This window comes from Arthrobacter sp. Y3221157 (genome assembly GCF_059089865.1).
On sequence record NZ_JBNHFD010000016.1, the window covers coordinates 19981 to 41522 of the forward strand.

General features: G+C 66.5%; 22 protein-coding genes. 4 read left to right on the forward strand and 18 right to left on the reverse strand.

All coding sequences use genetic code 11. From position 1 onward, the window contains the following. The first annotated feature begins 264 nt into the window (after window positions 1-264). Window positions 265-1101, forward strand: a complete 837-nt coding sequence (locus AC5RTT_RS06935; protein ID WP_494144569.1) for an alpha/beta fold hydrolase — start codon at window positions 265-267, stop codon at window positions 1099-1101. Between the two features lie 60 nt (window positions 1102-1161). Here AC5RTT_RS06935 and AC5RTT_RS06940 read toward each other — a convergent pair whose 3' ends face one another. Continuing rightward, on the reverse strand, window positions 1162-2640 hold the full coding sequence (locus AC5RTT_RS06940) for a DHA2 family efflux MFS transporter permease subunit (protein ID WP_494144570.1): 1479 nt from the start codon (window positions 2638-2640) through the stop codon (window positions 1162-1164). Between the two features lie 127 nt (window positions 2641-2767). After that, the gene (locus tag AC5RTT_RS06945) at window positions 2768-3334 is read right to left on the reverse strand and encodes a type 1 glutamine amidotransferase domain-containing protein (protein WP_494144571.1); all 567 of its coding nucleotides are present in this window, start codon (window positions 3332-3334) and stop codon (window positions 2768-2770) included. Window positions 3335-3567: 233 nt separating this feature from the next. On the opposite strand from AC5RTT_RS06945, the gene AC5RTT_RS06950 reads away from it, so the two are divergent. Beyond that, window positions 3568-5451, forward strand: a complete 1884-nt coding sequence (locus tag AC5RTT_RS06950; RefSeq protein WP_494144572.1) for an HNH endonuclease signature motif containing protein — start codon at window positions 3568-3570, stop codon at window positions 5449-5451. A 63-nt stretch (window positions 5452-5514) separates the two neighbouring features. Here AC5RTT_RS06950 and AC5RTT_RS06955 read toward each other — a convergent pair whose 3' ends face one another. Next, a complete protein-coding gene (locus AC5RTT_RS06955) occupies window positions 5515-6141 on the reverse strand; it encodes a TetR/AcrR family transcriptional regulator (protein ID WP_494144573.1) in 627 nt (208 codons plus the stop codon). Between the two features lie 129 nt (window positions 6142-6270). Between AC5RTT_RS06955 and AC5RTT_RS06960 the strand changes: the two genes are divergently transcribed. After that, window positions 6271-6537 carry a hypothetical protein gene (locus AC5RTT_RS06960; protein ID WP_494144574.1) on the forward strand — a complete coding sequence of 89 codons (267 nt, stop codon included), beginning with the start codon at window positions 6271-6273 and terminating at the stop codon, window positions 6535-6537. 25 nt (window positions 6538-6562) lie between these two features. Here AC5RTT_RS06960 and AC5RTT_RS06965 read toward each other — a convergent pair whose 3' ends face one another. The 15 genes from AC5RTT_RS06965 to dacB all read right to left on the reverse strand — a co-directional run bounded on the left by AC5RTT_RS06965 (window position 6563) and on the right by dacB (window position 20845). Then, window positions 6563-7495, reverse strand: coding sequence for a 4-phosphopantoate--beta-alanine ligase (locus tag AC5RTT_RS06965; protein WP_494144575.1), 933 nt, complete (start codon window positions 7493-7495; stop codon window positions 6563-6565). Between the two features lie 2 nt (window positions 7496-7497). Then, window positions 7498-8391, reverse strand: a complete 894-nt coding sequence (locus AC5RTT_RS06970) for a Rossmann-like and DUF2520 domain-containing protein (protein WP_494144576.1) — start codon at window positions 8389-8391, stop codon at window positions 7498-7500. Then, window positions 8384-10006, reverse strand: a complete 1623-nt coding sequence (locus AC5RTT_RS06975) for a PH domain-containing protein (RefSeq protein ID WP_494144577.1) — start codon at window positions 10004-10006, stop codon at window positions 8384-8386. The genes AC5RTT_RS06970 and AC5RTT_RS06975 overlap by 8 nt, the downstream gene beginning before the upstream one ends. Then, complete coding sequence (locus AC5RTT_RS06980) at window positions 10003-10515, reverse strand: PH domain-containing protein (RefSeq protein ID WP_494144578.1); 513 nt, start codon at window positions 10513-10515, stop codon at window positions 10003-10005. Before AC5RTT_RS06980 ends, AC5RTT_RS06975 begins: the two co-directional genes overlap by 4 nt. Continuing rightward, window positions 10496-11041 carry a DUF3180 domain-containing protein gene (locus tag AC5RTT_RS06985; protein WP_494144579.1) on the reverse strand — a complete coding sequence of 182 codons (546 nt, stop codon included), beginning with the start codon at window positions 11039-11041 and terminating at the stop codon, window positions 10496-10498. Before AC5RTT_RS06985 ends, AC5RTT_RS06980 begins: the two co-directional genes overlap by 20 nt. Then, window positions 11038-11583, reverse strand: coding sequence for a 2-amino-4-hydroxy-6-hydroxymethyldihydropteridine diphosphokinase (gene folK / locus AC5RTT_RS06990; RefSeq protein WP_494144580.1), 546 nt, complete (start codon window positions 11581-11583; stop codon window positions 11038-11040). Before folK ends, AC5RTT_RS06985 begins: the two co-directional genes overlap by 4 nt. Continuing rightward, a complete protein-coding gene (gene folB, locus AC5RTT_RS06995; RefSeq protein ID WP_494144581.1) occupies window positions 11580-12011 on the reverse strand; it encodes a dihydroneopterin aldolase in 432 nt (143 codons plus the stop codon). The genes folK and folB overlap by 4 nt, the downstream gene beginning before the upstream one ends. Window positions 12012-12025: 14 nt before the next feature. Further along, the gene (gene folP, locus AC5RTT_RS07000) at window positions 12026-12946 is read right to left on the reverse strand and encodes a dihydropteroate synthase (RefSeq protein WP_494144582.1); all 921 of its coding nucleotides are present in this window, start codon (window positions 12944-12946) and stop codon (window positions 12026-12028) included. 11 nt (window positions 12947-12957) lie between these two features. Further along, window positions 12958-13602 carry a GTP cyclohydrolase I FolE gene (folE, locus tag AC5RTT_RS07005; RefSeq protein WP_494052548.1) on the reverse strand — a complete coding sequence of 215 codons (645 nt, stop codon included), beginning with the start codon at window positions 13600-13602 and terminating at the stop codon, window positions 12958-12960. 9 nt (window positions 13603-13611) lie between these two features. Further along, window positions 13612-15675 carry an ATP-dependent zinc metalloprotease FtsH gene (gene ftsH, locus AC5RTT_RS07010; protein ID WP_494011887.1) on the reverse strand — a complete coding sequence of 688 codons (2064 nt, stop codon included), beginning with the start codon at window positions 15673-15675 and terminating at the stop codon, window positions 13612-13614. A 187-nt stretch (window positions 15676-15862) separates the two neighbouring features. Then, window positions 15863-16234, reverse strand: a complete 372-nt coding sequence (locus AC5RTT_RS07015; RefSeq protein WP_494144583.1) for a VOC family protein — start codon at window positions 16232-16234, stop codon at window positions 15863-15865. A gap of 3 nt (window positions 16235-16237) precedes the next feature. Next, on the reverse strand, window positions 16238-16789 hold the full coding sequence (hpt, locus tag AC5RTT_RS07020) for a hypoxanthine phosphoribosyltransferase (RefSeq protein ID WP_009358389.1): 552 nt from the start codon (window positions 16787-16789) through the stop codon (window positions 16238-16240). 30 nt (window positions 16790-16819) lie between these two features. Then, the gene (gene tilS / locus AC5RTT_RS07025; protein WP_494144604.1) at window positions 16820-17896 is read right to left on the reverse strand and encodes a tRNA lysidine(34) synthetase TilS; all 1077 of its coding nucleotides are present in this window, start codon (window positions 17894-17896) and stop codon (window positions 16820-16822) included. 111 nt (window positions 17897-18007) lie between these two features. Next, window positions 18008-19210, reverse strand: coding sequence for a zinc-dependent metalloprotease (locus tag AC5RTT_RS07030; RefSeq protein WP_494144584.1), 1203 nt, complete (start codon window positions 19208-19210; stop codon window positions 18008-18010). 126 nt (window positions 19211-19336) lie between these two features. Further along, entirely contained in the window at window positions 19337-20845 is a 1509-nt protein-coding gene (dacB, locus tag AC5RTT_RS07035) for a D-alanyl-D-alanine carboxypeptidase/D-alanyl-D-alanine endopeptidase (protein WP_494144585.1), read from the reverse strand. Window positions 20846-21000: 155 nt separating this feature from the next. Here dacB and AC5RTT_RS07040 point away from each other — a divergent pair, with 155 nt between their 5' ends. Further along, window positions 21001-21489: an inorganic diphosphatase gene (locus tag AC5RTT_RS07040; RefSeq protein WP_013599443.1), complete on the forward strand. Its 489-nt coding sequence runs from the start codon at window positions 21001-21003 to the stop codon at window positions 21487-21489. The last annotated feature ends 53 nt before the right edge of the window (window positions 21490-21542 follow it).

Consider the following 21542-nt stretch of genomic DNA (forward strand, 5'->3'; position numbering starts at 1 on the left):
GCGGACAAGTCGGGGGAAAGGCACCCTCAAGGGCAATTTGTTTTTCGAGTCACGCGCCAGACAGAACGACCGGCATCAACACTGCCAGCTAGTCCCAGACCAGCCACTGCAAGACTCACAGTAGTTTTTGTCCAGATATGGCGACTTCGACGGCTTGGAACTCACCGTATCTGGACAAAAACTCACAAGGCACCGCGCGTTTCTCCCGAGCCGCACCCGGGCGGCGTGATGCTGACGCCCAGCTTGCTCGGCTAGGCTCGGACCATGACGCGTGAGAACATCAGGACCCCCGACGGCGGCACTCTGGAGCTCTTCTCCACCGGCGCGGAACTTGCTTCCGCCGGTTCGGGCGTAGTGGTCATCCCGCCCTCCATGGTCACCGCGGCCGATTACACCAAGTTCGCCCAGAAGCTCAGCGCAGCCTTGAGCCGCCCGGTGCACACATTCAACCGCCGGGGCCGGGGATCGTCGTCGCCCCAGCCGGAGGATTACATGCTGGATGTGGACATCCGCGACCTGGATACCGTCATGAAACACACGTCCAGCACGGATGTCTTCGGCCACAGTTTCGGCGGCGCCGTAGCCCTGCACGCGGCGCGGACCCTGCCGGTGGAGCGGCTCGCCGTGTACGACCCCGCCGTCTCCGTCAACCACTCCGTCAAAGCGGAGTGGATCGCCGAGTATGAGGCCGCGGCTGCCGCCGGCGATGATGACCGCGCCCTCGCCGTGATCCAGCGCGGGCTCGAAGAAGGCGGGCCATTCTCGTCCCGGATGCCGCTGTCCATGCTGACCCTGGCCAACAAACTGACCGCCGGCACATCCGAGGGCAAGCAGCAACGCGAACTGATGCGCACCGGCGTCCGCGAAATCAAGGCGATCATCGCCGCGGACATGCCGGCCGAACCCTTCCTGGCGTTGCCGCTGGAAACCCTGATCGTAGTGGGCGAGAAGAGCCCGGCCTACTTCGGAGTGGCGTGCGGCCAGATCCACGACGTCCTCTCCGGTTCCAGCTACACCATCCTTCCCGGGTATGGACACGACGGCGCCATTAAGGCACCGGACGTCCTCATCAAGGAGCTGGCGGAGTTCTACGCCGGGTAACAAAGCAAAATAGCCCTTGCGCCCACGAGGGGTGCAAGGGCTATTTCATTTGCTGGTCAGTCAGTGCCCCGCGCCGTGTCCTGCAGTTACGCCTTCCGTCTTGCGCATCATCGCCGAAAGCACGACGGCGGCAAAGGCTATGACGGTTGCCGTCAGGAAGGCGGCGCTCATCCCGGCGACGAGGCCCGACGTCGCCGACACCACCGCGAAGATGGATACCAGCAGCGCCGTCCCGGCCGCACCGGCCACCTGCTGCGTGGTGCTCATGATCGCAGAACCGTGCGAGTACAGGTGCGGCGGGAGCGGGTTCAGGCCGGTGGTGAACGCGGGAGTGAACAGCAGCGCCAGCCCGAAACTCAGCCCCACATGCAGGGTGACAGTCCACCAGACTGCCGTGCCGGCGTCGAGCATTGAAAACTGCCACAAGGTGAGAACCATCAGGATGGAACCGGTGACGGTGAGCGGCAGCGGGCCCACCTTGTCGAAGAGCCGGCCGATGACCGGGCCCAGCAGGCCCATCGCGAGGCCGCCCGGGAGCAGCGCGAGGCCCGTTTCGAGGGATCCCAGGCCGCGGATTTCCTGGAGGTAGAGCGGCAGCAGGATGACGCCGCCGAACAACGCCATCATGGCCACCACCATCAGCAGCACCGAGACGGTGAACATCCGGAAGTTGAACGCACGGAGGTCCAGCAGCGGGGCCTCGGCCTTTTGCAGTCGAACCTGCCGCAGGACGAAGACCGCCAGGCTGGCGACGCCAATCACCAGTGCCGCGATGGCAACCGCGCCCGGGCCGGCCTGGCCGCCGTGGCCGCCGCCGATCTGGCTCAGGCCGTAGACCAGGCCGCCGAACGCCGGGACGGTGAGGAGCACGGACAGGAAGTCCAGCTTCGTCTTCTCGGCTTCGCCCACGTTCGTGAGGTATTTCGCCCCGATGGCCAGCGCCGCGAGGGCCACCGGCAGGACGAACACGAACATAAAGCGCCAGGTGAAGTGCTCCAGGATCAGTCCCGAAACTGTGGGGCCCATGGCAGGGGCCACGGAGATGGCGATGCTCACGTTGCCCATCACGGCCCCGCGCTTGGCGATCGGGACCAGCGTGAGGATGGTGGTCATCAACAGCGGCAGCATAATTGCGGTGCCACCCGCCTGGATGATGCGTGCCAGCAGCAGGACCTCGAATCCCGGCGCGACCGCAGCCAAAGCGGTACCTCCGGCGAAGAGCCCCATGGCCAGCATGAACACGGCACGGGTGGACAGGCTCTGGAGAATGAATCCGGTGGTGGGAATCACCACGGCCATGGTCAGCATGAACCCGGTGGAGAGCCACTGAACCGTGGGCGCGTCCACCTGGAGGTCCACCATGAGCCGCTGCAGGGCGACGTTCATGATGGTCTCGTTGAGGATCACCACAAACGTCGCCACCAACAGCGTGCTGATGATGGTCACCGACTCCCGGGACATCTTCTCCGGCGCGGCGGGCTGTATTCCTTCGGATTGGACGGACGGGCCGCTGGCGTTCGGCGAGACTTCGGTAGACATGAGTGTTCCCTCAGGGAGAGTAATGAGTGTGGTGCGCGAACATGGCCGCTGCAGATGCCAACACTCTACCGGTTGGAGTAATTCCTCCGCGCCGGATCTTTTTCAAACCCTGAGGGAACAGAAGGTGTCAGGCCGTCTGGCCTGCGTGCTGGCCTTCGGAGATTTCCTCCACCAGCTTGCTGTTGAATGCCGGAAGGTCGCCGGGGTTGCGGCTCGTCACCAGGCCCTGGTCAACCACCACTTCCTGGTCCGTCCAGTTTGCCCCGGCGTTCTTCAGGTCTGTTTCCAGCGTGTGGTAGGACGTGACGTTCCGGCCGCGGACCACGCCGGCGTCGATGAGCATCCATGGCCCGTGGCAGATGGAGGCAACGGGCTTGTGCTGCTCAAAGAAGCTCCGGGTGAAGCTCTGCGCATCCTTGTCCACGCGGAGGTGGTCCGCGTTGACCACGCCGCCCGGCAGGACCAGGGCGTCGAAGTCGGAGGCGTTAGCCTCGGCAACAGTGAGGTCCACGTCAAAGGTGTCGCCCTTTTCCGTGCCCTTGAAGCCCTGCAGCTTGCCGGTCTTGAGGGCCACGAGCGTGGGCTGTCCGCCGGCGTCCTTCACGGCCTGCCAGGGGCTGGTCAGTTCAACCTGCTCCACGCCGTCGGTCAGCAGGAATGCAACCTTCTTGCCTGCGATGTTGTGTTCTGACATTGTTCCTCCTCATCTGAGGCGGCCCAGGCCCGCTTTTGGCGCGCCAAGTTCCGCCACGAGAGTTGTTTGCCTGACAGCTACCAGCCTAGGAAGCGCGAAAGTAATAAGCAAGCTGACTATCGCCCTTCGGCTGGGATTGGGGAATTACGACGGCGTTGGGCTGGCTGGGCTTGGCCTCCCTCTTGGGGCGGGCGTGCACAGTTACTGTCGTACCCTCCCGCGATGATTCAGGTATGGGAAACGGCGCAGGCACGGCAGCGGTAATGGAGGGTGTTTTTGCCACCACGGCTGCCATCAACGCGCTGTTCCTTGAAGAGGAAGCCTTGGCCACCGGTGTTTCGGTGGGGGCTGACGCCGGCGCCGGGGTTGATCTTTTGGACCGGCTCTACCGGATCCGGCTGGAGCGACTCAGCCTGGAAAAGCGGCTCGAGGCGCAGGTTGCCGCGCTCAAGGCCGGCGATGCCGCCCAGTGCCTCGACTTGCGGCAGGCCATGACCCCACCCGACGCCTCCACCCACGACCGCAGCTACACGGAAATATCGGCAGTGGAAGAAATTGCCGGGATCCTGACCATCAGCGCCGGGGCCGCAGGGGCGTTCCTCACCCAAGCCCGGCGGGTTTGCTCCCTCCCCTCGGTCTACGGCAATCTGTCTTCCGGGGCGTTGTCCTGGCAGGGCGCCAGGATCATCGCCGACGAAACCGAGAACCTGGACCACGCCAGCGCTGTGGCGTTAGCGGACCACTTTTTGGACCCTGATGCGCCGAATCCTGCCCGGGGCTGTCCGGCTGGGCAGCTGGTTCCTTCACGGTTGAGGTCGAAGGTTCGGGCCTGGCGCGAACGCCACCACCCCAACTCCATCGAAAAACGCCACGCCAAATCCGCGGCCAACCGGCGGGTCGAATTTACCCCTGACCGGGACGGCATGGCTTGGATCTCCGCCTACCTCCCCGCCGACACCGCGTTAGCGGCCTGGAGCAAAACCACGGCCATCGCCCGCGGCCTGCAAGGCCCCAACGAAACCCGAACCCTCACCCAGATCAGAGCTGACGAGTTCACCCGCCGCCTCCTGGCCCCCGTCCAAGCCATAACTACCACCACAGACGCCGCCGGCAACGGGCGCGGCAGCACCCTCGCACGCAGCGGGGACATGGAAGCCAGCCGGGAACAGTTCCCTGATGAATTCCTCGGGCTTGCCAGGCTTGTCGGGTCCGACGAACCCACTGCGGACCTCGGCATCCCCGACGACACTCGCTTCGGAACCAACGATCACATCGACGCAACCAATAACCCGGGTGCCCAGGACAACAGCACCGGCCAAGCGGGAACCAGCACCAACACCGCGGTCCCTGGCGCAACCAGCCTCGAAGCCGGGAAAGTCCCCACACCCCGCGCCGACGTCCTGGTCACCGTCCCCGTGTTCGCCCTGATCGGCCAAACGGACGAACCGGCCATCCTCGACGGCTACGGCCCCATACCCGCGTCCCTAGCCCGCAAACTCCTCGCCGACGGAGCGGATTCCTTCACCCGCGTCCTCATCGACCCACGGGACGGTGCACCACTGGAAATCGGACGCACCAGCTACCGCATCACCAAAGCAATGAGACACGCCCTCCGGCTCCGGGACGGCAAATGCACCTTCCCCGGCTGCAACAACAACTCCCTGGACAACGAAGCCGACCACCTCACCGCCTGGCAACACGGCGGAACAACCGGCATCAGCAACCTGGCACAACTCTGCCCAAAACACCATCACCTCAAGCACAACAGCGGCTGGACACCCACCCCAGCAACGGAAGCCGAACCACCCGGCTGGACCTCACCCACCGGCCGCCACTACCCCAGTGAACAACCCGACCGGGAACCAACCATCTGGCCAGACAACGTCCTGGTTCAGGAACTGAACACCGTGCCGCACCTGCTGGATCCCCCAGGTGAAGAGCCAGAAGACGACGACAACCTCATCGACGCCGACGACATCGCACCCTACGACCGCGTGTGGGACGACTTCTACGCCATGCCCGTCGTCCTCCCACCGGACCCAGAAAAGGACCTAACCCTCAGCGGCTGGACCCTAACCGATCGGGCTTCGGGCGTCCCAACCTTGCTTCACACCTGACCGCGCCCGAAGAACCCAGCTACGGCTGAAGCCACGCAAACCTGCGGAACGACGGACAGCGAATCAGAAACCGGGCCGGTGGTGCTCAATCAGCCAGCCCGCCATCTGCTGCGCACGCTTGTTGGCCTGCATGTCGCCCTCGGTGGCGGAAATGATGGAGCCTTTCATGAGGATGTGCCAGGACCGGGCGAATTCCTCCGGACGGACCAGCCCGGCCTCCTCCGCGAGCGCCTGCACATGGCCCCGGATCTTGGCCAGGTAGTCGATGCTGGCCTGGCCCAGCGGATGGGCGGGACCCATCTCCAGCAGGACGTTGATGAAGGAGCAGGCCTCAAAATCTTCCCGGAGGAACCAGTCCCCAAACACGTCGAAGATGGCCAGCAACTGCTCTTCGGGGGTGCTGCCGCGGCGGCGCGCCTCCGAAACGATGGCGTTGACCGTCCACTGTTTGTCACGCTGCTCAAGGAAGGCCAGGACCAGTGAATCCTTTGACGGGAAGTGCCGGTAAAACGTCGCCTTGGCCACGCCGGACTTGTCGATGAGCTCGTTGACCCCCACATCCCGGACACCCCGCCGGGAGAAGAGCTCATACGCGACCGCCAGGATCCTTTCCACAGAACCGGCAGGAGTGATAGCCGCATCTGCCTCCAGAGGAGCGGCAGGCGGTGTGAGCTCTGCTTCGGGTTTCATCGCAATTCCAGTCTATCGCCGGGAAGACAGACCGGTCTTTCCCGCGGTAGTGTCGTTCCTACGCGCAGATCAGAGGACACCGCAGGGGCCAGCTCACCGGCCACTTCGGATTGGTGCAAGGAGGCCCCGATGTCAGCAGAGCGGTTGTTCCAGAGCGTGCCTTCGGACCCCGACCCCTGGATGGCCAGTGATACCCCTGCCGAAGTCAGGCAGTTCGCCATCGAATCCCTCCGGTGGCAGGCACAGGAAATCATTGATGAACTGCTCTGCAGCAAGGACCCCGGCGAAGAGCTCTCCCGCGCGAGGCTCCGACGGTGCGTGGCCCGAAACCCGGGCCGCCCCGAGCGTGCACTCCTCGAACAGCTCATAACCAGCCGCGAGCATCCCGGACTGTAGTCGGCGGAGCGGCCCCTGTTTGGGGTCACGAATTCAGCGGCACGTTGTCGATCAGCCGTACCGGGCCCACCCTGGCGGCGATGAGTGCCAGCCCCTCGCCACGGAACGGTGTTTCGCGGCAGTTCTCGGCAAGAGGCTCAAGGGTGGCAGGATCCACCACGTCGAAGTAGTCCAGCTCCACCAGCGGCTGGGACTTCACCAGGTCCACGGCCGACTCCAGATCCAGCGGTTCCCGTGCGGCGGCCCGTTCCTCCAGCAGCCGCAGCGCCCGGGACAGCACCAGCGCTGCCTCCCGCTCGTCGTCGGACAGGAAACGGTTACGGCTGGACAGCGCGAGTCCGTCGGCGGACCGGACGGTGGGAACCCCCACAATCTCCACGGGGAAGTTCAGGTCAGCCACCATGCGCCGCACCAGTGCCAGCTGCTGGGCATCCTTCTGCCCGAAGTAGGCGCGGTAGGCCGGCCGCCGGTTCCCCGCAGCATCGGCTACTGCCGGACCGGAAGCGGGCAGCCCTGCGGCAGGGATGCCGTAGTGCAGCAGCTTGGCCACCACGGTGAGGGCGCCGTCGAAGTGCCCGGGACGGGAGGCGCCCTCCCACTTCTCCCCCAGCCGTCCGGACGTGATCCGCACCAGCGGCTCCCCGCCGGGATAGACCTCCTCCACCGAAGGCGCGAAAGCCAGGTCCACACCCTCGGCGTCAAGCAGTGCAAGATCAGCGTCCAGCGTCCGCGGGTAACGGTCCAGGTCCACTTCATCGCCAAATTGCAGCGGGTTGACGAAGATAGTGGCAACCACCACGTCGTTCTGCGCGACGGCGGCACGCGCCAATGCGGCATGCCCCTCGTGAAGCGCGCCCATGGTGGGCACCAGAGCCTGGGATACTCCCTGCTTGGCAGCCAGGAGCCGGGCGCTTTCCGCGTGCAGTTCCGCCTCTGTGGTCACGAGTTTGATGGGCAAGGTCAGTCCTCCCTCTGTTCCAGGGCACGTCGCAGCCCTTCCAGCTGACCAGGCTTCAACAATCCACGCCCTTCGGACCGCCGCGCCGTGGCCCGGGCCATCGCAAGGTAGGCCTCCAGCACATCACCCTGCCCGCCGCCGTCGTACTCCCGCAGAGCTTCCGCGTGCGCCCGGACCGTTCCGACGTCGCCCCGCGCCACCGGTCCGGTCAGGGCTGACTCGCCCGAGGCCAGCGCGTTCTCCAGGGTGGCGCGCAACAGCGGGCCGAGCATGCGCTCGGGCTGGTCGACGCCCACCTCGCCCAGCAATTGGGAGGCCTGCGCCACCAGGGTAACAAGGTGGTTTGACCCGTGCGCCAAGGCTGCATGGTAGAGGGTGCGGTCTGCCTCGGCGATGGCCACCGGCTCCGCCCCCATTTCCACCACCAGCGCCTGGGCGATCGGTAGCATGGCGGCGTCCGCCGTGACCCCGAAGGTGCAGTCAAGCAGCCGGGTGAGGTCAAGGCTCATCCCGGTGAAGGTCATGGCCGGATGGAGCGCAAGCGGAACCGCACCCGCGGCGCGCACGGGATGCAGGACACCCACCCCGAACCGGCCCGACGTGTGCGCCACCAGTTGGCCCGGCTGCCATGCACCCAGGGTGGCCAGTCCGTCCACGAGATCCGGCAGGGCATCGTCCGGCACCGCGAGCAGGACCAGTTCGGCGCGCTCCACTATTTCCTGCACCTGCAGGACCGGCGCACCGGGAAGCAGCGATTCGGCCCGCTCACGGCTTGCGTCAGACACCGCAGACACCCCGACGACCGCGTGTTCCGCAGCGCGCAAGGCGGCGCCAAGGACCGCCCCCACTTTCCCTGCACCAATAATTCCAACGCCGAGGCGTCCGGGCTTAGCCATGCTGGCGGCCTTCCTGTTGATCGTGGCCAGGGGCCTCCGCTGGCTGAACCAGCGGCGAAGGCTCAACTGCCGCCGGTGCCGGATCAACTAAAGCCGGTGCCGGCTCCATCCCCGCCGGGGCCACCTGCCGAAGCCATTGTTCTGTGGTTTGCCGCTTCCTGGCGAGCCTGGCCCGGGCTGACTGGGCGTCGAACAGCGCGAGCGCTTCGTGTCTGTCCGCCTGCGCAAGCCGGGGCGTGACCGGACCGGCCGTGGTGTGCAGGACCAGGTCGGCAACACGGAACCGGCGGGCCAGCGGTCCCTGGTGCAGCGCCATGGACTGGGTTCGCTGGTGCGGCACCACCACAAGTTCCCGCCACCACCGTCCGGACCGGATGAGCAGGGCAGTGCCGGTGGCCGTGAACCCGTTCCGGCGCCAGCCCAAAGGGGCAAGAAGCCGGGCGCGCCGCGGCGTGGTGACGAAGCCGCCGTCGGAATCCAGGCCGGTGAGGCCGGCTCCAAAGACTGCAGCCGGCTGGTCCGTTCCGGGATCGGGCAGCACCAGCGCGAGCATGCTCATGACATCGTCGAGCTTCCCCACGGGCAGCAGCGTGGTGCGGGAAGTGCCCTCCCCCGCGTTCTCCACCAGGCCGTAGCCGGCAACGTTGACCTGTATCCGGTACCAGCCGAACGGGCGCCACAGCGGCGGCTGGGTGATCTTGAGGGCCTGGACCCGGCCGGGCGGGAGCGTCTGCGCCTGCGTGTCCAGCAGCCCGTACCGCAGCCGGATGCCGTCCGGCGAGATGGCGGCAGTGAAGTTGTAGCCCTTGTTAAACAGGTTCCAGTAGCTCGCCGCGAGGCCCAGCGCCGCCGGGATCAGGTACAGGTAGAAACCCTGGTTGTCCGTGACGGCGGACAGGACCACGGACGCCACAGCGCCCAAGGCCACGAAAAAGCTCTGCTCGCTGAGCAGCAGCGAACCGGCAAGGCGGGACGGCGGCACCGCAAGTACCGGGAGTTCCGGCGCCTCGGGCGCGGCCTCGCCAGTCCCTTCCGGGCCGGGGTCCACACCGGCAGCCCGGGCGAGGATGGTGGCGCGGAGCTGCCGGGCGTCGTCGATGTTCAGGTAGGCCAGGCGCACCGCGGACTCCCCGGCGTCGGCCACCTCGAACCTGAGTTCGGCCAGCCCGAAGATCCGGGCAAGCAGCGGCTGGACGATATCAATGGCCTGCACCCGGTCCAGCCTCGCCTGCCGCTGCTGGCGGAACAGGAAGCCGGTGTTGACCCTGACGTGGCCGGCGGATATCTGGTACTTGGTGAAGTACCAGGTCAGGACGAAACCCAGCACGGTGAGCAGCAACAAGGTCCCGCCGCCGGCCAGCAGGAAGGGCGCCCGGCCCGCCAGCTCTTCCTCGAACACCGGCCGGCCCTGGAGGGACCGCTCAAAAATGTCGCGGCCGAAGAAGAAACCAATCGCCGCCAGCGCCACCCAGCCGCGGACGAACGGCGAGGCGGGGTGCACGCGCAGCCACTCGCCGTCGGACGCCGGCTGGCCGGGAGCGGGCGGCGGAAACGCGGCAGGCAGGGGCGCGTTTGCCGGCTCACCCGGGCCGGGGATCCGCCCGTCAGCGGTCACAGCCCTGCCAGCCTGGCTTCGCCCCGGGCTGCCAGCTGTTCACGGAGCCGGGCACCTTCAGCTGCCGGCAGGCCCGGGATCCTGGCGTTGGTTCCGGGCGAAGCGGTGTGCAGCTTGAGCGTGCACAGGCCAAGCCCGCGTTCCACCGGCCCCACCCCGATATCCACGTACTGCATCCGGCCGTACGGAACGGCCAGGGTGCGCTGGAAGAAGATCCCGGTGCGGATCAGGAGGTCGTCATCCCGTTCGGCATAGCCAATGGCCCGGACCTGGCGCGGAATCAGCACCAGCCGCCAGATGGCCACTACCAGCATCACGGCTGGAACGGCAATGGCCAGCCACAGCGGTGGCCAGATCCACCAGCCCTGGAGAACGAACACCAGGGGCAGGGACAGCAGCAGCACCGCCACCAGGTTGCCCAGGGCCCATTCCACCAGGCGGACTGTGACGTATCTGGGCGATACCCGCTGCCAGTCGATGCCCGGCGGATCAATTGCCTCGGTATGCATATTCGCCTTCCCCCGTGGCTTCCCCGCGGACCGCGCGGCCGGGCTTGCCGTCCACGCCCTTGGTGTCGCCGTCCTCCGGCGGGATCCGGCAGAAGCGCTCCACCAGCAGGCCCACCACGATCATCACCAGCCCGCCGCCGGCCATGGCCAGGGCCAGCCAGGTGATGCCCTGGTCGCTGCGGAGGCTCCAGATGCGCAGCTGGTCCAGGAAAATACCCACGTGCCAGCCCAGGAGTACGGTCCCGGCGTAGGCGCAGGCCTGGGCAAGGACCAGGGTGCGGGCGGCCAGGAGCGGATCCAGCACAGTCTTCTTCCTGGTGCTGTCCTTGAGGCTGTTGCGCCACCGCAGGACGCGAATCCCCAGGATGAGGGTGATGGCCACGATCACTCCCATGGTGGCGAGTGCGGTGGCAGGCAGGACCGGGGTGGCCATGCTGTACCGGCTGGTGACCACCGTGGCAGACCATCCGGCAACGGCCAGGATGACGCCGATTACCAGGAGGCGCAGCGGGCTGATGGGCTTCATCGTTCCTCCACCACCCCGGCTGTGGGCATGCCGTCGAAATCCCCGAAGCCGTCGAACGGTGCGAGGTCCTCGAAGTCGTCAGCCCGGGCAGCCAACGCACTGATGCGTTCACCCTCCAGTGTTGCGGCGGGTTCAATCAGGGACCAGGGGTACAGGACGAAGGCCCGGCTGGCAGCGCGGGGATGCGGGAGGGTGAGCACGGGGTCGTCGCTGCGGAGATCCCCATAAGTGATGATGTCGACGTCGAGCGTCCGCGGCCCCCAGTGCACCTCCCGTACCCGGTGGTGCTTGTTCTCCACGGCATGGCAGTGTGCCAGCAGTTCGAGCGGCGAAAGGCTGGTTTCCACCGTAATGACCATGTTCAGGAAGTCGGGCTGGCCGGGCGGGCCGCCCACTGCCTTGGTCTGGACGATTGGGGACACGTCCAGGAGCCGCACTTCCGGCGGGTCAACGAGGTCACCCACCGCTTCTGACAGGGTGTCGTTCCGCTCCCCCAGGTTGCTGCCAAGGGCCAGCACCACCTTGGCATAGCCGGCATTCACGCCGTATCCCCCTCCACGGGCCTCTCCCCGTGCAGGGGCCGTTCCCTCCGGGCCGGCTGTTCCCGGTGCACGGGCTTTTCGCGGTGGACAGAGACTGCCACATCGCCGAAGGGCACCTCGATGGGTGCCTGCGGCTTGTGCACGGTGATGTCCACCGCCTGGAGCGGGAATTCCTCCAGCAGGCTGTCGGCAATCCTTACAGCCAGGGCTTCGATCAGGTTCAGCGGTTCACCTGAGACCCATTCGGTAATACGCTGCGCAACCTCGCCGTAGTGCGCGGTGTCGCTGACGTCGTCGGATTCCGCCGCCTTCGCGAAGTCCAGGTACAGCACCGCGTCCACCATAAAGGGCTGGCCCTCGCGGCGTTCAAAATCGAAAACGCCGTGATGGCCGACGGCGGTCACACCGGTCAGCGTAATCCTGTCCATGGGTCCCCCGGCCCTTACGTCGTTGTGGATGCTGCCGCCACGCGGGCGGCGACCTTGACGGCGTCCAAGCTGGCGCCGACATCGTGCACGCGGACCGCCCAGGCACCGCGGTAGGCGCAGATTGCGGTGATCGCGGCGGTGGCGGCGTCGCGCTCCTCGGGAGAAGCGGACTTGCCGGCCACGGTCAGCAGGGTTCCCAGGAACCGCTTGCGGGACGCCCCCACCAGGACCTTGTGGCCCAGGCTGTCCAGCTGGTCCAGGTTCTGCAGGAGCTCCCAGTTCTGCGCGTCGTTCTTCGCGAAGCCCAGGCCGGGATCGATGATGATCTGGTCCTGGCTGACGCCCGCGGCGTAGAGCTTGTCCCGCACGCCGTCGAGTTCGGCCACCACTTCACCGGCCACATCCGCATATTCCGCAAGGGAATTCATGGTGCGGGCGTCGCCGCGGCGGTGCGTGAGGATGTACGGAACCTTGGAAGCGGCCACGAGTTCGGCCATTTCCGGTTCAATGCTGAGGCCGGAGATGTCGTTGATGATCGCCGCTCCGGCGGCTACTGCGGCAGCGGCAGTGGAGGCGTGGGTTGTGTCGATGCTGACCAGCGCCCCCGCCTTGACCAGGGATTCAATGACGGGAATGACACGGCGCTGCTCTTCTTCCGGGCTGACGTCCTCAGCGCCGGGGCGGGTGGATTCGCCCCCGACGTCGATGATGTCCGCTCCGGCGTAGAACATGCGCAGACCGGCTGCGATGGCACTGTCCGCGCTGGCATGCTTGCCGCCGTCGCTGAAGGAATCGGGCGTGACATTCAGGATTCCCATAACCAGGGTGCGGCCGGTGGGGAGGTCTTCGAAGCGCGCTGCCGGGCGCGGTTTGCGCAGGATGGGCAGCGGTGATGTTGCGGGCCCGGTTCCCGGGGCTGCAGCTAGTGAATCCATGGTCTGTTTGGTTACCTTCCGAGGATGAGGCTCATGGCCTCGGCACGGGTGGCCGGGTCATGAAGCTGCCCGCGGACCGCGCTGGTGACGGTCTTCGCTCCGGGCTTGCGGATACCGCGCATTGACATGCACATGTGTTCGCATTCGACAACAACGATGGCACCACGCGGATTGAGGTGGCGGACCAGCGCTTCGACGATCTCAGTAGTGAGCCGCTCCTGAACCTGGGGGCGGCGGGCGTAGATATCCACGAGCCGGGCCAGCTTGCTCAACCCGGTGACTTTTCCGTCATGCGAGGGGATGTAACCCACGTGGGCCGTCCCGTGGAACGGCACCAGGTGGTGCTCGCAGGTGGAGTAGAAAGGGATGTCCTTGACCAGGACCAGTTCCTCGTGGTCCAGGTCGAAGGTGGTGGACAGGACGTCCGCGGGGTCGTGGTGCAGCCCCGCGAACACTTCCGCGTAGGCCTTGGCCACCCGTTTCGGGGTGTCAATCAGGCCGCCGCGGTCGGGGTCCTCGCCGATGGCCAGCAGGATTTCGCGGACAGCCGCCTCAATCCTTGGCCGGTCCACTTTCTGGTGCTTGGAATGGGAGGAACGGTCCTCCGCCAGGGTGCCGGCGGAGGTGGGAACGTCGTCGTCGTCGAAGGAAGTCACGAAGAAAGCTTAGCCGCGAAGGGCGTCAGGCCCCGATTCGGGGACGCCACCCCGAAACGGAGCGTCTTCCGGAACGCCCTGCGGATGCGGCGGCTGGGCGTCCAGCGGCTCGTCCAGGCGGGCCTGCTTGGCTTCCTCCTGCGCCTCACGTTCGGCCCGTTCACGTGGCGATTCCACGGGACCGGCCATCTGCACCGGCCGCGTCTCCTTGGAGAGCCACACCTCGCGGAAGTCGCGCTTGCGGACATCGCGGAAGATGTCTGCGATCTCGGCCTGGTTCAGCGTCTCGCGTTCCAACAGCTCGAGGGCAAGGCGGTCAAGGACGTCGCGGTTCTCGGTGAGGATGGCGTAAGCCTCGTCATGGGCCTGGTCGATCAGGCGGCGCACTTCCTCGTCCACCACGTACGCGATCTGGTCCGAGTAATTGCGCTCGTGACCGGCGTCGCGGCCCAGGAACGGCTCGCCGCCGCCCTGTCCCAGGCGGACGGCACCCACGCGCTCGCTCATGCCGTATTCGGTGACCATCTTGCGGGCGGTGCCGGTGGCTTTTTCGATGTCGTTCGAGGCGCCGGTGGACGGATCGTGGAAGACGATCTCCTCGGCAACGCGTCCGCCCATGGCGTAGGCCATCTGGTCCAGGAGTTCGTTGCGGGTCACGGAGTACTTGTCGTTCTCCGGCACCACCATGGTGTAGCCCAGGGCACGGCCGCGGGGCAGGATGGTGATCTTGGTGACCGGTGCGGAGTTGCGCAGCGCGGCCGCCACCAGCGCGTGGCCGCCTTCGTGGTAGGCGGTGATCTTGCGCTCGTGTTCCTTCATCACGCGGCTGCGCTTCTGCGGACCGGCCATGACGCGGTCGATAGCCTCGTCCAGCGCACGGTCATCGATCAGGTTGGCGTTGGAGCGGGCCGTGAGCAGGGCGGCCTCATTGAGCACGTTTGCCAGGTCAGCACCCGTGTAGCCGGGCGTCTTCTTGGCTACTGCCTTGAGGTCGACACCAGGGGCCATCGGCTTGCCCTTGGAATGCACCTGCAGGATCTGGTCTCGGCCGATCAGGTCCGGGGCCTCAACGCCGATCTGGCGGTCGAAGCGGCCCGGGCGGAGCAGTGCGGGGTCCAGCACGTCGGGACGGTTGGTGGCAGCGATCAGGATCACGTTGGTCTTGACGTCGAAGCCGTCCATCTCGACCAGCAGCTGGTTAAGGGTCTGTTCACGTTCATCGTTGCCGCCGCCGATGCCGGCACCGCGGTGGCGGCCCACGGCGTCGATCTCGTCGACGAAGATGATGGCCGGGGAGTTGGCCTTAGCCTGCTCAAAGAGGTCGCGGACGCGGGAGGCACCAACACCGACGAACATTTCCACGAAGTCGGAACCGGAGATGGAGAAGAAGGGAACGCCTGCCTCGCCGGCGACGGCGCGGGCCAGGAGGGTCTTACCGGTACCCGGAGGGCCGTACAGCAGCACACCCTTGGGGATCTTGGCGCCCACGGCCTGGAACTTGGCGGGTTCCTGCAGGAATTCCTTGATTTCCTGCAGTTCCTCGACGGCCTCGTCCGAGCCGGCGACGTCCGCGAAGGTCACCTGCGGCATGTCCTTGCTGACCATCTTGGCCTTGGACTTGCCGAACTGCATGATCTTGGAGCCGCCGCCCTGCATGCGGGTCATAAGGAACCAGAAGAGTGCGCCAAGGAGGATGACGGGGATCAGGAGGGACAGCAAGCCGGAGAACCAGTTGCTCTCGATGGGCTGGTCCGTGTAGCCCTGGGCCGGGCGGGCATCGGTGACAGCCTTGACCACGTCCTCGGCGCGGGCGTCCACGAAGAAGAACTGGACGCTCTTGCCCTTGTCCTGGCCGTCCAGGTTCAAGTTGTCCCTGAGGGTCAGGTCAACGCGGTTTTCGCCGTCGAAGATCTTTGCCTGCTCCACCTGGTCGCCGGCCAGCAGTTCAAGGCCCTTGTCGGTGTCGATCCGTGCCGCACCGCCGGGAGCCAGCGTCGCAAAAGCCACAAGGAGCAGACCGACCACGACGACGATCCAGATGCCCGGGCCCTTGAAAAAGTTCTTAGCTTTCATCTGTTCGGGGGCTGGCCCCGTCCCTTCTGGTAGTGCTGCACGGCGAATAGTCTGCGCGCGTGATGGTGCTGCGTCAGCTTCTAGCTATACACCGTCCGGAGTAGATCACGCATGGTGAAAAGCAAAAGTTCCCTGTCGGCGTAGGGGCCACGGGGCCGGCCCTGGGACTGCCGGGTACACGCGGCACCTACACGTGCTGGTCCAGGTAAACCGGGTTGCCATCCGGGTCTGCCAGGATCGCGCTTGCGGGACCCGCCGTTGCCTCGTCCGCCTCGGCGTCGAACCTGACGCCTTGGGCCTTCAGCTGCCGCTGGAGTTCACGGACATCCGTGAACGAGCCGAGCGCTTCGGCGTCCTGGTTCCAGCCCGGGTTGAAGATCAGCACGTTTTTCTCGAGCATGCCCTGGAACAGCCCGATGTTCGCGTGGCCGTTCTTCAGGATCACCCAGTTCTGGGCCGGATCCCCGGCGTACTGGGCAAAGCCGAGTTTCGCGTAGAACTCCATGGACGCCGCAAGGTCCTCCACGGCGAGGCCTACCGAGAACGCGCCGAGTTCCATGGCTTACTCGTAAACGTGCGGGGCCAGCGTGCCCACGAAGTCCAGGTTGCGGTACTTCTCGGCATAGTCCAGGCCGTAGCCCACCACGAACTCGTTGGGGATGTCGAAGCCCACGTACTTGACGTCGATTTCCACCTTGGCGGCGGTGGGCTTGCGGAATGCGGTGCAGATTTCCACGGACGCGGTGCCGCGCGATTCCAGGTTGGTCTTCAGCCAGGAGAGGGTCAGGCCGGAATCGATAATGTCCTCGACGATCAGCACGTCCTTGCCCATCAGGTCCGTATCGAGGTCCTTGAGGATGCGCACCACGCCGGAGGACTGTGTGCCGGAGCCGTAGGAGGAGACAGCCATCCAGTCCATGGAGATGTGGCTGTGCAGCGCCCGGGCCAGGTCAGCCATGACCATGACGGCGCCCTTGAGCACACCCACGATGAGGATTTCGCGTCCCTCGTAGTCCTTGTCGATCTGGGCTGCGAGTTCGGTGATCCGCTGCTGGATCTGTTCCTTGGTGTAGAGAACGTGCTTGAGGTCTGCCTGGACGTCGTTTGAATCCACCAATGGCTCCTGTGTAGATGCGGGGTGCGACTATTTTGTGGGCGGTTTTTGATGCCGGAACACTAGCTTCCCACAGCGTGGCCCTCCACGGGGAACGGATCCGGGCTCCGCACCGTCCGGCAGTGCAGGTGCAGCATCCGTTGCGCTTTCGAGTTCAGCGAGCGACAACCGGTACACGCCCACCCCGCTCGGAAGCTGGACGGGACCCGCGGAACCCTGCCGCCGCAGCAGCGCCTCCGCCGCAACGAGCCGCTGGTAGCTGGGCTGCTGCCCGCCGGCGTCGGCCGCTGCCTTGGCGATCACGCGGAAGCGGATGGCGGGGGCCAAAGCACGCAACGACTCCTCCGGCAAAGCCACGTCCTGTCCGTTCCGTTCCGCCAGGGAAAGGTAAGTGCTTTCCGCCACATCCTCGAGGTAGTCGGCGTCGAGCTGCAGGATGGCGGCCGTACGGGCGAGGGATTCGGCGACGCCGGGGCCCAGCTTCTCCTCAAGGTGCGGGAGGACTTCAACCCGGGTGCGGGACCTGGCAAAGGACGGGTCGGTGTTGGTGGGATCGTGCCACGGCTCCAGTTCCTCCACGGCGCAGATTTCTTCGGTGTCCGCCCGTCGGAGGTTCAGGAAAGGCCGGAGCAGGATGCTGTTTCCCTGGCCCTGGCGGGCCGGCCGCATGCCGGCAAGGGAACGGGTTCCGGAGCCGCGGGCAAGCCCCAGCAGGACCTGTTCGGCCTGGTCATCGAGCGTGTGCCCGAGCAGGATCGCGTCCGCGCCTTGGCCCGCAGCCGCCGCTTCCAAAGCTTCGTGCCGCGCTTCCCGGGCTGCAGCCTCCGGGCCCATGCCCGCGCGTGCCACCGTCACGGTGCGGATCTCCACCGGGGACAGCCCCAGGTCCTTGAGCGCCGCCGCGGTGCGTGCGGCCACGTGGCCCGAACCCTCCTGCAGCTGGTGGTCAACCACCACTGCACCCACCGTCACGGGGTGGCCGTCAACATGCCCGCGGCGGGCGAAATAGGCTGCGACGGCGGCGAGCGCCAGGGAGTCCGGCCCGCCGCTGCAGGCCACCAGGAGGTGCCCGGGGTAGCCGGCATGGGCAAGGGCGTCGCCAAGCATTTTGCGCGCAGTGCCGACGACGGGCGCGAGCCTGCCGGGCCGGCGTCGTCCGCTGGGGACGTTTGCAGCAGCGGCGGCCGCAGGTACAACGTCAGGCACAGCCTCAGGCAATTACAGTCCCATCCGCTCAAGCCACAGCTTGGCGTCGTGGATTTCAGGCTCGGTGGGCAGGTGGTCCACCGACTCCCAGACCCGGTTGAACCCTTCCATCCCGGCAACATCCACCACGGCGCGGACAAACCGGGCACCGTCGGAGTACTGGCGCATCTTGGCATCGAGGCCCAGGAGGTTGCGGATGAACTTCTCGATCACGCCGCGGTCCTTGCCGCGGTCGTTGAACCTTTGCCGGATGGTCTTCACGGACGGCACGATGCTGGCGTCGACGGCGTCCATCACCACATTCGCGTGCCCCTCCAGCAGGCTCATCACGGCAGTGAGGTGCGAGATGGCGGCCTTTTCCGCCGGATCCTGCAGCAGGTCCAGGATGGCGCCGCGGCCCGGCGTATTACCGGTGGCCGTGCGGTCCTTCAGCGACCGGGCGGCCGCGGTGGCCCGCTCCATCAGCGAGTCGACGTTGTTGAGCAGGTGCCCGCTGAGTTCGTCGATCTGCTGCAGCATGTGGTGCCGCAGCCACGGGGCAGCGGCAAACTGCACGCGGTGGGTCTGCTCGTGCAGGCACACCCACAGGCGGAAATCCTCCGGCGTGACATTAAGCTCGCGCTCCACGGACACGATATTGGGCGCAACCAGCAGGAGCCTGCCGCCCGATGGCGCAGCCGACCCTTCGGCCATGGCGGCGAAGGGATCGTACTGGCCCAGCACCTTGCTGGACAGGAAGGCCAGGACGGCGCCCAGCTGGCTTCCGGTGATGGCGCCGCTGACGCTGGCTGCCGCAGGGCTCAGGGAGCCGCGGCGGTTTTCAAGCATCTTCTCCATGGCGGGCTTCAGCATCACCGCGAAGCTCTGGGTGTTGGCCTTCGCCCAGGATGCCCTGTCCACCACCAGCACCGTGGAGTCGCGCAGGTCCCTGGCGGCTTCAAGCCCGGTGATTTCGTGGACGTGGGACACGGAGGCGTCGGCAAGCCGGCGCAGGCTGTCCACGGCTTCCCCGATTTCCGCCTGGTCCAGGACCGGACCGGCGGGAGCAAGCCGCGCCGCAGCCGAGGCCGCGAGATCCCAGTTGATCAGGGATTGGGCAGTGACTGCCTGGGCAGCGTTGGGCTGCGCACTAGTGGACTGCCCGTTCGTGGACAGGGCTTCTGACCCGTCCGATGAGGGCAAGGTCGATGCGGACTCGCGTGCAATGGACTCCATAGGTCCCATCAGAACACAGCAGGCCGGGGATCGTCCTTAAGTTCGCTGACCGGCGAACCAGAGGGGTCCGGTAACTTACACAGCCTTGCCACGGCTTGCCGCCACAGAACGGGCGCGCCGCGAATCCTAGCGGCAGCCGCAGGCGGCGAGGGCCGTGGCCGCCCTGTCCAGCGCTACTTTGTTGCCGGCGGCTCCGGGGGTGAGCCCGTTGCCGATGAAGGAGAACACCAGCAGCCGGCCGTCCACATCAACTACATATCCGCTCAGCGCCAGGACGCTGTTCAGGGTGCCGGTCTTGGCCCGAACCAGCCCCGCGCCGCCCGCCGTGGTGCCTTCCCCGTACCGCGTGTCCAGGGTGCCGGTCAGCCCCGCCACGGGGAACCCGTCCAGCGCTTCCCGGAGCCTGCCGTCAGTGCCCGCCGTCATGGTGCGCACCACCTCGGCGAACTGGCGGGCGGAGACCTGGTTGCCCATCGCGAGCCCGCACACATCAACGAGCTTCATGGACTCCGCGGGGATTCCGGCCTCTGCCACCTGCGCGCGGACAGCCGCCGTGGCGCCGTCGTTGCTGCCGGGCAGGCCGGCGGCAAGGGCAGCAAGCCGGCCCAGTGCCTCCGCAAGGTAGTTGTCCGATTCCTGCAGCATCAGGTCAACCTGCTGGGCCACCGTGGCTGATTCCACTTCCGCCAGGACCGCAGGGTCCGCACCAGCCCCATCTTGGCCTGCCCCCGGTGAACGTTCGACGCCGGCCGCCACAGTGAGTCCCGCGGCCGCACCCGCTTCCCGCAGCCGGGCCGCGAACACCTCCGCGGCCGTGATGGCCGAGTCCTGCGGGCGCGGCCCGGTGGTGACGGCAGGATCGAAGCGTGCCGAATTCAGCGCCAGCGGGTAGAGCGGCGCCACCTCGCCGGCGGCAACATCGCCCTCTTGCCAGGCAGGGTTGAGGGCCGGCCCGGTAAAGAGGGAATCGTCCACCAGGACCTTGACCTCGCCGATTGTTCCACGTGCCTGCAGCCCTTCGACCGTCCGGGCCGCCAAGGTGGCCAGGCCGGCATGGCCCAGCACCCCTTCGGCGTCGGATTCCCCCGGGCCCAGCAGGACGTCCCCGCCGCCCGTGAGAACCACCTGGCCCGCGGCCGGACCGGCAGTAACGGTTGTGCTGAATCGATGGTCCGGGCCCAGGGTGCGCAGCGCGGCCATCGCCGTCAGGAGCTTCACGTTCGACGCCGGCACACGGCCTTCGGAGCCGCCCCTGTCGAAGAGAACCTGGCCCGTGAGCGCATCCTGGACGATGCCCGTGAAGGTACCGCCGCCGTCGGCCTTCAACAGGGGATCCACCTGCGCGGTGAGCGCTTCCCGGGACGGAACCGCTGCGGATGCGTCCAAAGCGGCAAGTCCCTCGCGCGGGGAAAGAGTGGGCGGGGCCTGCTGCCATTCCGGCGCGGCAGGCGCCGGGGCGGGCGGTTCCGGGCCGAGGAATCCGGGGGCCACGAGCAGCACGGCGGGGATGGCCAGGACCACCAGGAGCGCGGTGAGCACGGCCAGCGGCCAGGTGCGGCGCACACTCTCCCCGCCGCTTTTGACACTCCGGCGGATGCGGTCAGGCCACGGATCCGTGCCGGTTGTTTTGGTCATGCTGGTGCTGGTCCTCAAGTCCTGAAATTTCCCCACAAGTTCCTGATTCCAGGGCCTCTCGCTATATCCTCAATTGTAGTCGGCGGCACGGACACTCCTTTTTGTGGGCCCGTCAAGTGTGCCGCGCACCCCCTGCAATCGCCGAGGAGCATTCCATGAAGCACGACGTGACTATCGAGATCCCCAAGGGATCGCGCGTCAAGTACGAAGTTGACCACGAGACCGGCCGGGTCCGCCTGGACCGCGTCCTCTTCACCGCCATGCAGTACCCCACTCACTACGGGTACTTCGAAAACACCCTCGGCGAGGACGGCGATCCCCTGGACGCACTGGTGCTCCTGCAGGACTTCGACCTGCACCCGGGCGTCATCGTCGAGTCCCGCCCCATCGGCGTCTTTAACATGACCGACGACGGCGGCGGAGATGCCAAGATCCTGTGTGTTCCCGTGGACGCCCGCTTCGACCACATCCAGGAAGTCAGCGACGTCAACGAGTTCCTGATCAAGGAGATCGAGCACTTCTTCACCCGCTACAAGGACCTGGAGCCGGGCAAGTGGGTCAAGGCCGAGGGCTGGGGCGACCGCGCCGCCGCCGAGGCAGAGCTGGAAGCCTCCATCAAGCGCTACGTGCCCACCGGCCACTAGTCGCCACAAATCCCCGTCTGCTGGACAGATCCCCGCATCATGCAAGGGGGAAT

Coding starts and splice junctions, on each gene's coding strand:
- AC5RTT_RS06935 (WP_494144569.1), top strand. CDS start 265: ATGACGCGTGAGAACATCAGGACCCCCGACGGCGGCACTCTGGAGCTC.
- AC5RTT_RS06940 (WP_494144570.1), bottom strand. CDS start 2,640: ATGTCTACCGAAGTCTCGCCGAACGCCAGCGGCCCGTCCGTCCAATCC.
- AC5RTT_RS06945 (WP_494144571.1), bottom strand. CDS start 3,334: ATGTCAGAACACAACATCGCAGGCAAGAAGGTTGCATTCCTGCTGACC.
- AC5RTT_RS06950 (WP_494144572.1), top strand. CDS start 3,568: ATGGGAAACGGCGCAGGCACGGCAGCGGTAATGGAGGGTGTTTTTGCC.
- AC5RTT_RS06955 (WP_494144573.1), bottom strand. CDS start 6,141: ATGAAACCCGAAGCAGAGCTCACACCGCCTGCCGCTCCTCTGGAGGCA.
- AC5RTT_RS06960 (WP_494144574.1), top strand. CDS start 6,271: ATGTCAGCAGAGCGGTTGTTCCAGAGCGTGCCTTCGGACCCCGACCCC.
- AC5RTT_RS06970 (WP_494144576.1), bottom strand. CDS start 8,391: ATGGCTAAGCCCGGACGCCTCGGCGTTGGAATTATTGGTGCAGGGAAA.
- AC5RTT_RS06980 (WP_494144578.1), bottom strand. CDS start 10,515: ATGCATACCGAGGCAATTGATCCGCCGGGCATCGACTGGCAGCGGGTA.
- AC5RTT_RS06985 (WP_494144579.1), bottom strand. CDS start 11,041: ATGAAGCCCATCAGCCCGCTGCGCCTCCTGGTAATCGGCGTCATCCTG.
- folB (WP_494144581.1), bottom strand. CDS start 12,011: ATGGACAGGATTACGCTGACCGGTGTGACCGCCGTCGGCCATCACGGC.
- folP (WP_494144582.1), bottom strand. CDS start 12,946: ATGGATTCACTAGCTGCAGCCCCGGGAACCGGGCCCGCAACATCACCG.
- ftsH (WP_494011887.1), bottom strand. CDS start 15,675: ATGAAAGCTAAGAACTTTTTCAAGGGCCCGGGCATCTGGATCGTCGTC.
- AC5RTT_RS07015 (WP_494144583.1), bottom strand. CDS start 16,234: ATGGAACTCGGCGCGTTCTCGGTAGGCCTCGCCGTGGAGGACCTTGCG.
- tilS (WP_494144604.1), bottom strand. CDS start 17,896: ATGCTTGGCGACGCCCTTGCCCATGCCGGCTACCCCGGGCACCTCCTG.
- AC5RTT_RS07030 (WP_494144584.1), bottom strand. CDS start 19,210: ATGGAGTCCATTGCACGCGAGTCCGCATCGACCTTGCCCTCATCGGAC.
- dacB (WP_494144585.1), bottom strand. CDS start 20,845: ATGACCAAAACAACCGGCACGGATCCGTGGCCTGACCGCATCCGCCGG.
- AC5RTT_RS07040 (WP_013599443.1), top strand. CDS start 21,001: ATGAAGCACGACGTGACTATCGAGATCCCCAAGGGATCGCGCGTCAAG.